We start from the raw sequence: 13797 nt of genomic DNA, 5'->3' as shown, positions 1-13797 counted from the left end.
CCTCATTCCGAGTCGTCCGGCTCGTCCTCGTCGTCCTCGTCGAACGGGCGGGACCGGCCGGCGCGCAGCGTGCGGGCGAGCACCAGGTTGAACGCGAGCGCGACCTCCCGCGCGCCGGGGGTTCCCCACTGGTGGATCGGCAGGCAGGCGCCCTGCGCCTGCTGCACGGCCAGCCGGTCGGGCAACGCCACCGGCATGACCAGCGGTCCGAAGATCTCCCGCAACTCCTCGATGCGGAACTGGTGCTCGTGCGAGCGCGGCCGGACCCGGTTGACGATCACGCCGAGCGGCTGCAGCCGCGGGTTGTTCGACTCCCGCTCGGTCTGCACCGCCTCGAAGGCGCGCTGCACGCCGGACACGGCGAAGATCGTCGGTTCGGTGACCAGCAGCGCCCGGTCGGCGGCCACCAGCGCGGACCGGGTGAGTCGTCCCAGCGACGGCGGGCAGTCCAACAGCACCAGCTGGTACGGCAGTTCGCCGTCGGCGATCAGATCGTCCAGTTCGGACAGTGCCTCGGTGAGGCGGGTCAGGGTGCGTTCCGGGTGGTTGCCGTTGTGGCTCTCGGCGTCCTCGGACCCGACCAGGACGTCGACCTCGTCACCCCACGCGCTGCCGGTGATCGCCGCGCGCACCACGTCCGGACGGGGATCGGCGAGCACGTCGCTGATCCCCTTGCCGGTCCGCTCCGGCTCCAGGCACGCGGTCGCGTTGCACTGCGGATCGAGGTCGACGACGAGCGTGCGCACCCCGCGGCGCATGGCCGCCGAGGCGAGACCGAGCACCACGGTCGTCTTGCCCACGCCACCCTTGAGACTCAGCACTGCCACCGTCTGCACGGGTCGTAGCCTACGGAACCGGCGGCGGTGCACGAGCCGCTGTTTGGCAGATGGTGATCCGCACGCCCGTGAAGCGGCTCCGCGACCCGGCATTACGCTGCTCACCATGAGATCCGACGCCGTCAACCGGGTGCTGGAAAGCGAACTCGCCGATGTCCGGAGCCGGCGGGGCGGCCGCCCGCCCCGGGTGCTCGACGTCGGCGGCGGCAGCGGCGTGTGGGCGGTGCCGCTGGCGTCCGCCGGATGCTCGGTGACGGTCGTCGACCCCAGTCCGAACGCGCTCGCGACGTTGCAGCGCCGCGCCGAGGACGCCGGCGTCGCCGACCGCGTCACGCCGTTGCAGGGCGACACCGACGCGCTGGCGGCGTTCCGCCCGGAGGGCGGCGCCGACCTGGTGCTGGCGCACGGCCTCCTGGAGGTCGTCGACGACGTCGACGCCGCGGTGCGCGCCATGGTCGCCGCCGCCGCGCCCGGCGGTGCGGTCTCGGTGCTGGTCGCCAACCGCTACGCCGCAGTGCTCGCCCGCGCGCTGGCCGGGCGGGTGACCGAGGCGCTGCGGCTGTTCCAGGCCCCGGACGGTCGGTTGGAGGGCGGTGGCGAGACCTTGCAACGCCGGTTCGACACCGACGGGCTGCGCCGCGTGCTCACCGACGCCGGACTGACCGTCGAGATCGTCCAGGGGCAGGCCGTGCTCAGCGACCTGGTGCCCGGTTCGGTGCTCGACAGCAATCCCGGCGCGGCCGAAGCCATGGCCGAGCTCGAACGCGAGGTGGCCGGGCAGCCGCCGCTGCGCGACATCGCGACCCGGCTGCACGCCGTCGGACGGGTCGCTGCCCCGAGGGGATGATGTCGGCAACCTCGCACAGGTCCGGTTCGGGGACCGGGTAGTCCTCGCGTGTCCGGAACCGTATCCTCGAAGGGGACGCCCCCAAGCGTTCGCCGGGCCACCAGCGGAGGCAGGCCGCCTTCCGCGGTCTCCGGCGCCACTGAGAGACCTGTGCCGGAGGAGGAGCCATGCCACTCTCCGAGCACGAGCAGCGACTGCTCGACCAGATCGAGCGCGCGCTCTACGCCGAGGACCCCAAATTCGCCTCCACCGTGCGCGGAGGACGACTGCACCGCCCCTCCAGGCGTCGGCGGCTCCAAGGAGCGGCCGTTTTCGTGCTGGGGCTGGCCATGCTGGTCCTCGGCCTGGTGATACCGGTCAAACCGGCCGATATCCCGGTGGTGAGCGTGGTCGGCTTCCTCGTGATGTTCGCCGGAGCGGTGCTCGCCCTGTCCGCGCTGCGCGGCGGCGGGGCGGACGGGGAGTCGGCTCCCGACCGCGGTGGAACCGGACGCCGGGGCGGTCCCGGTCGCACCCGCAGCTCCTTCGCCCAGCGCATGGAGGAGCGCTTCCGCAAGCGCTTCGAGCAGTAGCGGTTTTCTCGATCGCCACCTGTCCCGTTCCGCGGAGACCGGTGGCGATCTCGTGTGTCCGGGGCGAGGTCCCTGCCGTCGCGGCGGGTCAGGCGCGGGCCGGGGCCAGGCGGAACACCGAGCGGGGGAACAGCCGGTCCCGCCAGGGCAGCGGCGCGCTGCGGGCCAGGCTGTCGCGGACCTCGTCGAGGGTGTTCGCCAGCGTGTCGTCGGCCTGCGGTGAGGTCGGGGCGTACCACTCGCGTTCGACCGCCGTCACGAGGCTGCGCAGCGCCTCCGCGCCGGACTCGTCGAGCGCGTGGTCGTCGATCAGGCCGTCGGCCACCATCCGCGCGGTGTCCGTCGGGGCCGGTGCGGCGCCGCGGTCGCGGAACTCGTCCAGGACCTCCAGCCACGCGATGCTCGCCGCGCCCGCGTCGCCTTCGGCGACGGCGTGCAGGCGGCGCCTGCGGCGGGCTTCGCGCACCGCGGCGGGGGAGGCGAGCAGGGCGAGCAGCACCGCCAGCAGGCCGACGGCCGTCGGCCAGGGGCCGACTCCGCCGGAGTCGGCGCCGCGTCCCGGCGCGGGCGAGGGGACGGCGCCGCCGTGGTCGTCGGTGCTCGGGTGGTCCGGCTGCGGCTGGACGGTCGGCGGCGTCGGCGTCCCGCCGGGCGTCGGCTGCGGGGCCGGTTGCGCCGGGTGCAGCTCGGAGCCCAGGAACGGGGGCAGCGAGGTGCGACCGTCGTCCAGCGGGGTCGGGTCGAAGGTCTGCCAGCCCCAGCCCGGGAAGTACGCCTCCACCCAGGCGTGCGCGTCTTCGGTGGTGATGACCCGTTCGTCGCCGTCGCGGGAGCCGGCGGTGAAGCCGATCGCCACCCGGGACGGGATGCCGGCCGCGCGCAGCATGACCGCCATCGACGAGGCGAACTGCTCGCAGAAGCCGCGCCGACCGTGGAACAGGAAGTCGCTGAGGGCGTCGCTGCCGGTGGCCGGGGCGGTGCGCAGGTCGTAGTGGAAGCCGTTGGCCGGGTCGGTGAAGAAGCGGTTCAGCGCCACCGCCTTGTCGAAGTCGGTGCGCGCGCCCGCGGTGATGCGCCGGGCGAGGGCGGTGACCTGCGGCGAAATCCCCGCGGTGTCGAGGTAGGCGGGGGCGATGGCCTCCGGGCCGTGCGCGTTGCGCAGGTCGTGCGGGCTGGGGGAGGGCAGGACCAGGCGCTCGGTGTAGGGGCGGCTCTCCTGGTTGGTCTGGGTGAACACGATCCCGGCGGCCGGGTCGTAGCGCCAGTCCGGTCCCATGCCGGACACCTCGGTCGGGTTGCCGAAGACCGGCAGCCACGGGTCCCGGTATCCGATCGGCTGGATCTCCACCCGGGCCGGTTCCCCGCCGCCGATCGTGGTGCCCTCCGGCAGCGGCAGGGGGCGGTCGGCCGGGACGCCCTGGGTGAGCCCGTCGAGCTGCCAGCCGCGCTGGGGGTCGAACTTGCGCAACGTCATCGCGCGCAGGTAGGCGCCGTGCGGCAGGCCGCGGACGCGGAACAGCTCGACCACCCGGCCGCGGTTGAGCTGGCCGCGCAGCGAGGTGAACGGTTGCAGGCCGATGCCGTCGGTGCCGCCGAGGCCGTCGGGTCCCGAGCCGGGCAGCCTGCCCTGGGTGCCGACGCCGGTCGCGGTGACGCCCACGACCAGGGCGATCGCGGTGGCCGAGGCGGCGACCGCGGTCGTCGTCGGGCCGAACAGGGTGTGCGCGACGCGCTCGCGGTCCTCCCACCTGCGCCACCCGCGGTGTTGACCGCCGGTCGCCAGCAGCAGGGCGAAGCCGAGCACGCCGAGCGTGAAGCTCCACCACGGCAGCAGGGCGCCGTCCAGCGACGCGGGCACCGCGAACACGCACAGCAGGACCAGGCCGGACACCGCCGGGGCCGCGAAACCGAGCACGATGGCGTCGACGACGACCGCGACCAGCCCCAGCCCGAGGCTCACCAGGCACTGCAAGGCCGGTTCCGCCGCGACCGGCGGAACCCCGGTGCGCACGATGTCCACCGCGCGGACCAGCAGCGTTCCCAGTTCGTCGACCGCCGCCGGGCCGGGGAGCACGCCCAGGACCGCGCTGCCGCTGAACAACGTCGTCAGGACCACGAGCAGGACCGCGAGCTGGGCGGGGACCACCAGCACTGCCCGGCGCAGGAACCGGCGCCCGAGCGCGCCGACCACGGCGACCGACACGACCGACACCAGGGCGGGCAGCACCCACCGGGCGTCGGAGAACACCCCGGCGAACGCGGTCGCCGCGCACAGCACCGCGACTGCGCCCGCAGCCGTGGACACCAGCGAGGTGTCGACGGTGCGCCAGAGGGTCGTGCCGCTCATGACGCCGCCGCCTCCGAGTCGGTGCGCTCGCTGCACAGCCCGCGCCACAGCTCCGGGAGCGACGCGCGCGGACCGTCGGCGACGACTACCGACCAGCCGGCGCCGCGCAACCGCCGCGCGGTGCGCTTCGGGTCGAAGCCCCCGGAAGCCGACTCGCCGTTCCAGGCCCGCACGTCCAGCAGCACCGCGAGGCTCCGCGTCCCCTGTGGACGGAGCCGGGTGAGTTCGTCGACCGCCGCCGTGGTGGTCTCGCCGAGCACCGCGATCAGCTCGTGGCCTTCGCCCGGATCACCGCTGCACACCAGGTCCCGCTGGGCGGACGAGCGCACCGCCGCGAGCGCGTCGAGCACCACCTCGTCGTCGCGCCCGGCGTCGGGACCGGAACCGCCCGCCAGCAGCTGGCCGTCCTCGGTGACCAGCCGGACCTGCTGCCCGTTGCGGTGCAGGTGCACGCAGACGCTGGCCACCGCGGACACCGCCCACTCCAGGCTGGACCGGGCGCCGCTGCCGCGGTGCGCCGCCGAGCGGCGGTCCAGCAGCACCGTGACGCCGCCGTGCCACGGGCGTTCCTCGACCCGGACCATCAGTTCGTCGCGCCGCGCGGTCGACTTCCAGTGCACCCGGCGGATGTCGTCGCCGTGCCGGTACTGGCGCACCATCACGTCGTCCTCGCCGTGCCCCGCGCGCAGCCGGGTGGAGCCGTCCTCACCGGTGCCGAGCCCGGAACCGGCGGGCAGCCCGGACAGCCGGTGCACCTTCGGCACCGCCACGAGCCGGGTGCGGTCGGCCAGCTCCCGCTCGAACTCCGACAGGCCGAACGGGTCGCCGATCCGGGTGCGCAGTGGTCCGATGTGGTGGATGCCGCGCAGCGCGGGCGTCACCTCGTAGGTCAGGACCGCCCCGCCGCGGCGCGGCACCGCGTTCAACCGGAACCGGGGGCGGCCACCGAGCGCGTGCGGGGCGCCGTCCTCCAGCACCAGCCCGCCGATCGGCAGCCGCCCGGAACCCGTGAGGTGCAACCGGACCTGGGCTTCGGAGCCGACCGGGACGCGGGTGGGCGCCACCTCGCGGCGGGCGCCGAGACCGAACCGGGCCCGGCCGGCCAGCAGCAGTGCCAGCAGCGGGAGCGCGACCACGAACACCGCGACGCGCAGCAGATCCCGTTCGTCGAGGACGAGCGAGCACACTCCGGCGGCCACGCCCGCCGCCAGCAGGCAGCGTCCGCGGATGGTCAGGCCGGAGAGCACGACTACCGTCGCTCGCCGTCGGTGTCGCCGCGCGGCACCGGAACTCTGGACAGCACCTGCCGGACCAGGTCCGAGGCGGTGCGCCGGGCGGCGCGCGCCTCGCTGGTCAGCACCAGCCGGTGCGCCAGCACCGGGACGGCGACCGCCCGCACGTCGTCGGGGACGACGAAGTCGCGGCCTTCGAGCGCGGCCTGGGCCCGGGCGGTGCGCACCAGTTGCAGCGTCGAGCGGGGCGACGCGCCCAGCCGCAGTTCGGGGAGCTTGCGGGTCGCGGTGACCAGCTCGATCACGTACCGGCGGAGGTCGGTGGACAGGTGCACCCCGCGCACCGCGCGCAGCAGCTGCCGCACCTGGTCGCCGTCGGCGACCGGGCGCAGGTCGCCCAGCGGGTCGTGCCCGGCGTGCTCGTCGACCATCGCCAGTTCCGCCTTGGCGTCCGGGTAACCGATCGACACCCGGGCGGTGAACCGGTCGCGCTGCGCCTCCGGCAGCGCGTAGGTGCCTTCCATCTCGATCGGGTTCTGGGTGGCGATGACCATGAACGGGGTGGTCAGCGAGTAGGTCTCGCCGTCGACGGTGACCTGGCCCTCCTCCATGCACTCCAGCAGCGCGGACTGGGTCTTGGGCGAGGCGCGGTTGATCTCGTCGCCGACGACGACGTTGGCGAACACCGGGCCGGGGCGGAACTCGAAGTTCTCGGACTGGCGGTTGTAGACGGAGACGCCGGTGATGTCGCTGGGCAGCAGGTCCGGGGTGAACTGGATGCGGCTGACCGTGCAGTCGATCGACCGGGCCAGCGCCTTGGCCAGCGAGGTCTTGCCGACGCCGGGCACGTCCTCCACCAGCAGGTGCCCCTCGGCCAGCATGGTGACCAGCGCGATGCGCACCACCTCCGGTTTGCCGACCAGCACCTGCTCCACGTTGTCCGCGATGCGCTGGGCGGTGTCGTGCAGCGCCTCGATGCCGGGTTCGGCGGCGCTGCCGGTCGACGGGAGCTGAACCTTGGGCGTCACGCCACCTCCAGAATCCTGCGGGTCACCCGCACCCGGTGCCTTCGCGGGAGACCCCCGCCCGAACCGGCCCGGAACCCGGCCGCCCGCGGCGGCGACGCGGTCGGCGTCGGCGCGGGGTGGTCGCACGCCGGGCACATGCGCCTCACCCCTGAACGACAGTCGTCTCGCCTGCAATAGCGTGCCCGTGCAGTGTGCCAAACGGACAGTGCCGTTCGCTGGCACCCGGCGCGGGCGCCAGGTCCGCACCCGGGCGAACCTCGCGAGTCCCCCACCCCGCCCCACCGGAGAGTTCCGGGGCGGCGACGGGGTGTGGCGGCCGATGAGCATAACCGCCGGGTGCCAGTAGTTGATCACCTCGGGGCCGCTGCTCGCCCCACCGCCACCCCCGCGGGCGCTACCTGCGCAAACGGCGTCATTCGGGTGGGGCGGACCGGGTCGGTTCGTGTTGACGGTGGAGCGGAGTGGGGTAGTGTGGGGGACGGTGGGGCGAACGGGGGTCCCGCCACTCCCGAACGGCGGGGGAGGTGGAGGCCGGATGTTCCTCGGCACCCACCACCCGAAGTTGGACGACAAGGGGCGTCTGACGCTGCCGGCGAAGTTCCGGGAAGCACTGGCAGGGGGGCTGATGGTCACCAAGGGACAGGACCACTGCCTGTACGTCTTCCCGCGGGCCGAGTTCGAGCAGATGGCGCGCAAGGTCGCCGAGGCGCCGTTCACCAACGAGGCGGTGCGCGCCTACCAGCGGTACCTGTTCGCCGGCACCGACGAGCAGCAGCCGGACGGGCAGGGGCGCATCTCGATCGCATCGGAGCTGCGGCGCTACGCCGGGCTGACCAAGGAGTGCGTGGTCATCGGCGCGATCAACCGCCTGGAGATCTGGAACGCGGACAGGTGGCAGAGCTACCTGGAGGAGAACGAGGAGGCCTACGCCAAGGCCCAGGAGGAGGTGCTGCCCGGGGTGTTCTGAGGAGACCTCGTCCGGGTTTCGTGAGGCCTCGGTCCGCTCGGCTATCGCTCGCCTGGTGCATCTTCCCCGGCACCAGGACGCGACGGGCGGGCGGGGACCTGACGAGATCCGGCGCAATGGGGGAATACCGGAGTTACCACGCGCGCGGGACCGCAGCCGTCGGCCCGCGCGCCGGGCTACCGGTGCACATCCGATTGGCACGCGGGAGGGAGGGACCGCCGTGGCCGAGAACAGGCAGGAGGGCAGCGGTTCCGCACATCCCGGCGGCTCCGCCGCGGACCGGCACGTGCCGGTGCTGCTGGACCGCACGCTGGAACTGCTGGGACCGGCGTTGTCGCGCGGTCCGGCCGTCGTCGTGGACACCACGCTCGGCATGGGCGGGCACTCCGAGGCGTTGCTCGCCGCGCACCCGGAGCTGACCGTGGTCGGGCTCGACCGCGACCCCGAGGCGCTGCGGCTGGCCGGGGAGCGGCTGGCGTCCTACTCGGACCGGATCCACCTGGTGCACGCCGTCTACGACCAGCTGGCCGAGGTGCTCGCCGAGCTCGGCATGTCCGAAGTGGACGGAGTGCTGTTCGACCTGGGCGTGTCGTCGCTGCAACTCGACGAGACCGAGCGCGGTTTCGCCTACGCCCAGGACGCGCCGCTGGACATGCGGATGGACCCGGGCGCGCCGCGGACCGCGGCGGACGTGCTCAACACGTACTCGGCCGGGGAGCTGGCGCGGGTGCTCAAGGAGTACGGCGAGGAGAGGTTCGCCACCAAGATCGCCAACGCGATCGTGCGGGCACGGCGCGAGGAACCGTTCAGCCGCAGCGAGCGGCTCGTCCGGCTGGTCTACGACACCGTTCCGGCCGCCAGCAGGCGCACCGGCGGGCATCCGGCCAAGCGGACCTTCCAGGCGCTGCGCATCGAGGTCAACGCCGAGCTCGACGTCCTCGGCCGCGCACTGCCCGCCGCGCTGGACTCGCTGGCGCCCGGCGGGCGGATCGTCGTGCTGTCCTACCACTCGCTGGAGGACCGGATGGTCAAGCGCGCCTTCGCCGAACGCGCCCGCTCCCGGACCCCGGTGGACCTGCCGGTCGAACTGCCCGGGCACGGCCCGGAGATCCGGCTGCTCACCCGGGGTGCCGAACTCGCAGGCGACGCCGAGAAGGCGGCCAACCCGAGAGCCGCGTCCGTGCGGCTGCGCGCCGCGGAGCGGACCAAGGAGGCGGGATGACAGCACCTGCACGCGCCTCGCGCGGCGGGAACGGCAAGACCGCGGACAAGCGGCAGCGGACCCGGTCCGCGGCCGCCGAACGCGCCTACGCGCGTCGCGAGGAGCGGCGGGACCGCTCCCAGCGCGACCGGCGTCCGCGCAAGCAGCGCACCGGCGTGGAAGAACGGCGTCCGCAGCCGAAGGCCAAGCGGCGCCCCGCGCGGCGGCAGCTCCAGGAGAAGGTCACCAGCTCGCGCGCTCCGCTGGTGGTGGCCGGGATGGCGCTGCTGGCCACCGGGCTGGCGGCCACGTTGTGGCTGTCCATCGCCACGGTCAGCGGCAGCTACCGGTTGCAGGAGGGTGAAGCCCGCATCAACGCGCTCAACGAGCAGCGGGAGCAACTGATGCGCGAGGTCAGCTCGCTGACCTCGCCGCCGGCGTTGCAGCGGCGCGCCACCACCGAACTCGGCATGGTGCCGGGTCCGCCGCCCGCGCACCTGGTGCCGCAGCCGGGCGGTGGCGTGCTCGTCGTCGGCGAACCGGAGAAGGCCAAGGGCGCTCCGGCGCCGCCGCCCGGACCGGCGGTGGGGCGCTGATGGCCCGGAAGGGCACCCGCCTGGTCGGGCGGCGCACCGCGCGGACCGACGTCGCGGGCAGCGACCGGCGGCTCGGCATCGTGCGGTTGCTGATGGTGATCACGCTGGTGATCGCCGGTGGCAAGCTGGTGTGGGTGCAGGGCGTCAGGGCCAGCGCGCTGTCCGCGGAGTCCGAGAAGCAGCGCATCACCAAGGACTCGATCCCCGCCGAGCGCGGCTCCTTCCTCGACCGCGACGGCAACGTGCTCGCGTTCAGCACCGAGGCCCGGCAGCTCTACGCGAACCCGCGGATGCTGACCGACGAGCAGAACAAGGAGCACGCCAAGGACCCGACGAAACCCACCGCCGATCAGAAGAAGCGGCAGATCGCGCACTACGTCGCCCAGGTGCTGGCCGGGCAGATCTCCGAGCAGGAAGTGCTCGACGCGCTGTTCAAGGACGCCTCGTTCACCTACTTCGGACCGCAGATCGACCCGAGCAAGGCCCGGCAGATCACCGAGAAGTACCCGCAGATCGGCTCCGAGTACCGGGCCGTCCGCCAGTACCCGGCCGGGGACGTGGGGGCGAACATCATCGGCGCCGCGAACTGGCGGATGGACGAGCGCAAGATCCGCGGGTTGATCGGGTTGGAGAACTCGATGGACCCGGTGCTGGCGGGCAAGGACGGCGTCAAGATCTCCGACACCGCCATGGGCAGCTCCAACCTGACCATCCCGGGCACCGAGCGCGAACTGGAGCCCGCCACGCCGGGTTCCAGCGTGGAGCTGACCATCGACTCCGACCTGCAGTACGTGGTGCAGCACGCGCTCAGCGACTACACGGCGAAAGCCGGTGCCAAGGACGGCAGCGCGGTCGTGCTCGACGCCAAGACCGGCGAGGTGTACGCGCTCGCCAACGACAAGACCTTCGACCCCGGCGCACCGAAGTGGGGGCCGAACATCGGCAACCCCGCGGTCACCACCCCGTACGAGCCGGGCTCGGTGAACAAGGTGATCACCGCGGCCGGGGCGATCGAGAACGGCATCGTCCGGCCCGACACCGTGCTCCAGGTCCCCGGGTCGATCAAGGTCGCCGACCGGACCGTCGGGGACGCCTGGCAGCACGGCACCCTCCCGCTGACCTTCACCGGTGTGCTCGGCAAGTCGTCCAACGTGGGCACCCTGATGGTCTCGCAGCAGCTCGGACCGGACCGGTGGAACGACCTGGCGCACAAGTTCGGGCTGGGGCAGAAGACCGGCATCGAGTTGCCCGGGGAGAGCCCTGGAAGCCTGCCGCCGCGCAGCAACTGGTCTGGTTCGACGTTCGCGAACCTGCCGATCGGGCAGGGGCTTTCGATGACCGTGCTCCAGATGGCCGGGATGTACCAGGCCATCGCCAACGACGGGGTGCGCGTGCCGCCGCGGGTGATCTCCGGCGAGATCCGGCCGGACGGCACCAAGGTGGAGCGCCCGCACCCGCGGGGAGTGCGGGTCGTCAGCCCGCAGACCGCGCAGACCGTGCGGGACATGCTGCGCGGGGTGGTGCAGGACGCTCCGGGGCAGCGCGGCACCGGCCCCGACGCTGCGCTGGAGGGTTACCAGATCTCCGGCAAGACCGGCACCGCGCAGCAGATCGACCCCACGTGCGGGTGCTACAGCCAGTCGAAGTACTGGATCACCTTCGCGGGGATGGTGCCCGCGCAGAACCCGCGGTTCGTCGTCGGCATCATGCTGGACGCCCCGTCGGCGGGGGTGCACGAGTCGACCACGGCCACGCCGCTGTTCCACGACATCGCGCAGTACCTGACGCAGCGGTACCAGATCCCGTTGTCGAAGGAGCCGGCACCGGTGCAGACCCTGCAGGTCCACTGAGCGCCTGTCTTCGGACTCTTTTTGGGTGGCGGTGCCGGTGCCGGAACCTCAGTGCCTGTCTTCGAACTCGTTGTGCGTGGCGGTGCCGGGAGCGGAACCTCAGCGGCCGTCTCGGCTCCGGGAGCCCCGACTCATGTATGCCCAATACACAGCGTCGGGGCTGTCCTCGCGAGACGGCCGCTGAGAACCCGCGGCGGTGCCAGCGGCGAGACCGCTCACCGAAAGAGAAAGCGGCTGGCGCCGCTTGCCACGTGTGTTCCGGGAGCAGGTTCAAAGACAGGCACTGAGGACTCGGAGCTCGTTTTCGGACCGGGTTCCGACGGGGCGTGGCAAGCGGCGTTCGGTGTGTGGCGAGCGGCTGGCCCGGCGGATCGCGGTGGTCAGCGCCTCGTCGGACACGTCGGTCCTCCCCGCTGGGACTCGCTCGCCGGCCGGCGAACAAGGTCCGGTGACGTGGATCACGACTGCACGGCGGCGCGTGGTGGGCGTCAACGTGTTCGGCCAGACGGTTCGTGTTCGAAATACCGGACGTGGAGGGTATTGCGCGCCGGGCAGCGACCTGGTTACGTCGCCATGTCGTCGGTGCGAGGAGGAGACGCACATGGGCACCTCAGGGCGCAGCGCGCACTGGTTCGCCGCGCACGGCCGCGCGGGCATGAACGCCCGCTCCTGGGTCAAGAACCAGGGCTACAGCGACGAGGTCTTCGACGGCCGGCCCGTCATCGGCATCGGGACCACGTGGTCCGAACTCGCACCGTGCAACGCCCACCAGCAGCGGATCGCCGAGGCGGTCAAGCGCGGCGTGTGGCAGGCGGGCGGATTCCCCCTGGAATTCCCCAACATGGCGCTCGGCGAGACGCTGATGCGCCCCACCGCGATGCTGTACCGCAACCTGCTGGCCATGCAGGCCGAGGAGACCATCCGCGCCAACCCGCTGGACGGCGTGGTCCTGCTGTCCGGCTGCGACAAGACGACGCCCGGCCTGCTCATGGCCGCCGCCAGCGTCGACCTGCCCGCGGTGATGCTCACCGGCGGCCCGATGCTCAACGGCAAGTACCGGGGCACCGACATCGGTTCGGGCACCGCGGTCTGGCAGGCCGAGGCCGACCTCGTCGCCGGTCGGATCACGCAGGAGGAGTGCTACTTCATCGAGGGCTGCATGTCCCGCTCCAACGGTCACTGCATGACCATGGGCACCGCCTCGACCATGGCCTGCGTCGTCGAGGCGCTGGGCATGCAGCTGCCCTACGCCGCGTCCTGGCCCGCCGTGGACGCCCGCCGCTACGCGACCGCGCAGCAGACCGGTCGGCGCATCGTCGAGATGGTGGCCGCGGACCTCAAACCGTCCGACCTGCTCACCCGCGAGGCGTTCCGCAACGCCGTCCGCGTCAACGCGGCGATCGGCGGCTCGACCAACGCCGTCGTGCACCTCATCGCCATCGCCAAGCGGGTCGGGGTCGACCTCACCGTCGACGACTTCGACCGCGACGCCCGCGACGTGCCCACCCTGGTCAACCTGATGCCCAGCGGCGAGTTCCTCATGGAGGACTTCTGCTACGCGGGTGGGCTCCCCGCGGTGATGAAGGAACTCGGCGACCTGCTGGACACCTCGGCCCCCACGGTTTCCGGGCGGACGGTCGGCGAGAACATCGCCGACGCCGAGGTGCACAACCGCGAGGTCATCACGTCGTTCGACGCGCCGTTCCAGCCCGTCGGGACGGGTACCGCGGTGCTGCGCGGTACCCTCGCGCCCGACGGCGCGGTGATCAAGCAGTCCGCGGCCTCACCCCGCCTGCTGCGCCACCGCGGACCGGCGATGGTCTTCGAGGACGTCGACGAGTACTACGCGGTGTGCCGGGACGACGACCTCGACGTCGACGAGAACACCGTGCTGATCATCCGCAACGCGGGCCCGAAGGGCTATCCCGGCATGCCCGAGGTCGCCAACGTGCCCGTCCCGAAGAAGCTCCAGGACCGCGGCGTCGACGACGTCGTGCGGATCTCCGACGGCCGGATGAGCGGCACCGCCTACGGCACGGTCGTCCTGCACGTCACCCCCGAAGCCGCCGTCGGCGGCCCGCTCGCGTTCGTCCGCACCGGCGACATCGTCAGCCTCGACGTCCCGAACCGCCGCCTGGACCTGGAAGTCGACGAGGCCGAGATGCGCCGCCGCCGCGCGGACTGGAAGGACCCGGACAACCCGTACCCGCGGGGCTGGCAGCGGCTGTACTACGACCACGTCCTCCAGGCGTCCGACGGGGCGGACCTCGACTTCCTCGTCGGCAAGTCCGGCAGCGCCGTGCCGCGGGACGGGCACTGAT

At 72.8% G+C, this 13797-nt stretch carries 11 protein-coding genes; 7 read left to right on the top strand and 4 right to left on the bottom strand.

Going from position 1 to position 13797, the window contains the following annotated elements; all coding sequences use genetic code 11:
• Positions 1 to 2 precede the first annotated feature (2 nt).
• Entirely contained in the window at positions 3 to 836 is an 834-nt protein-coding gene (locus tag NV263_RS24020) for a ParA family protein (protein ID WP_263248882.1), read from the bottom strand.
• Between the two features lie 106 nt (positions 837 to 942).
• Here NV263_RS24020 and NV263_RS24015 point away from each other — a divergent pair, with 106 nt between their 5' ends.
• A complete protein-coding gene (locus NV263_RS24015; RefSeq protein ID WP_263248881.1) occupies positions 943 to 1683 on the top strand; it encodes a class I SAM-dependent methyltransferase in 741 nt (246 codons plus the stop codon).
• Between the two features lie 167 nt (positions 1684 to 1850).
• Positions 1851 to 2255, top strand: coding sequence for a DUF3040 domain-containing protein (locus NV263_RS24010; RefSeq protein ID WP_263248880.1), 405 nt, complete (start codon positions 1851 to 1853; stop codon positions 2253 to 2255).
• 88 nt (positions 2256 to 2343) lie between these two features.
• Here the strand turns inward: NV263_RS24010 and NV263_RS24005 are convergent, their stop codons facing one another.
• The 3 genes from NV263_RS24005 to NV263_RS23995 are packed head-to-tail and all read right to left on the bottom strand — an operon-like array spanning position 2344 to position 6862.
• Positions 2344 to 4602 carry a transglutaminase TgpA family protein gene (locus NV263_RS24005; RefSeq protein WP_263248879.1) on the bottom strand — a complete coding sequence of 753 codons (2259 nt, stop codon included), beginning with the start codon at positions 4600 to 4602 and terminating at the stop codon, positions 2344 to 2346.
• On the bottom strand, positions 4599 to 5849 hold the full coding sequence (locus NV263_RS24000; RefSeq protein ID WP_263248878.1) for a DUF58 domain-containing protein: 1251 nt from the start codon (positions 5847 to 5849) through the stop codon (positions 4599 to 4601). Before NV263_RS24000 ends, NV263_RS24005 begins: the two co-directional genes overlap by 4 nt.
• A gap of 2 nt (positions 5850 to 5851) precedes the next feature.
• Positions 5852 to 6862 carry an AAA family ATPase gene (locus tag NV263_RS23995; protein WP_263248877.1) on the bottom strand — a complete coding sequence of 337 codons (1011 nt, stop codon included), beginning with the start codon at positions 6860 to 6862 and terminating at the stop codon, positions 5852 to 5854.
• Between the two features lie 535 nt (positions 6863 to 7397).
• Between NV263_RS23995 and mraZ the strand changes: the two genes are divergently transcribed.
• The 5 genes from mraZ to NV263_RS23970 all read left to right on the top strand — a co-directional run bounded on the left by mraZ (position 7398) and on the right by NV263_RS23970 (position 13796).
• Positions 7398 to 7829: a division/cell wall cluster transcriptional repressor MraZ gene (gene mraZ, locus NV263_RS23990; protein ID WP_263248876.1), complete on the top strand. Its 432-nt coding sequence runs from the start codon at positions 7398 to 7400 to the stop codon at positions 7827 to 7829.
• A gap of 220 nt (positions 7830 to 8049) precedes the next feature.
• Complete coding sequence (gene rsmH, locus NV263_RS23985; RefSeq protein WP_263248875.1) at positions 8050 to 9051, top strand: 16S rRNA (cytosine(1402)-N(4))-methyltransferase RsmH; 1002 nt, start codon at positions 8050 to 8052, stop codon at positions 9049 to 9051.
• Positions 9048 to 9626 (top strand): FtsB/FtsL family cell division protein, encoded by a 579-nt coding sequence (locus NV263_RS23980; RefSeq protein ID WP_263248874.1) that lies wholly within the window; start codon positions 9048 to 9050, stop codon positions 9624 to 9626. Before rsmH ends, NV263_RS23980 begins: the two co-directional genes overlap by 4 nt.
• Complete coding sequence (locus tag NV263_RS23975) at positions 9626 to 11476, top strand: peptidoglycan D,D-transpeptidase FtsI family protein (RefSeq protein ID WP_263248873.1); 1851 nt, start codon at positions 9626 to 9628, stop codon at positions 11474 to 11476. Before NV263_RS23980 ends, NV263_RS23975 begins: the two co-directional genes overlap by 1 nt.
• A 601-nt stretch (positions 11477 to 12077) precedes the next feature.
• The gene (locus NV263_RS23970; protein WP_263248872.1) at positions 12078 to 13796 is read left to right on the top strand and encodes an IlvD/Edd family dehydratase; all 1719 of its coding nucleotides are present in this window, start codon (positions 12078 to 12080) and stop codon (positions 13794 to 13796) included.
• Position 13797: the final 1 nt, after the last annotated feature.

It is taken from the genome of Saccharopolyspora rosea, from assembly GCF_025643595.1.
GTDB lineage: Bacteria > Actinomycetota > Actinomycetes > Mycobacteriales > Pseudonocardiaceae > Saccharopolyspora > Saccharopolyspora rosea.
This window is presented reverse-complemented; position numbering and strand designations above follow the sequence as displayed.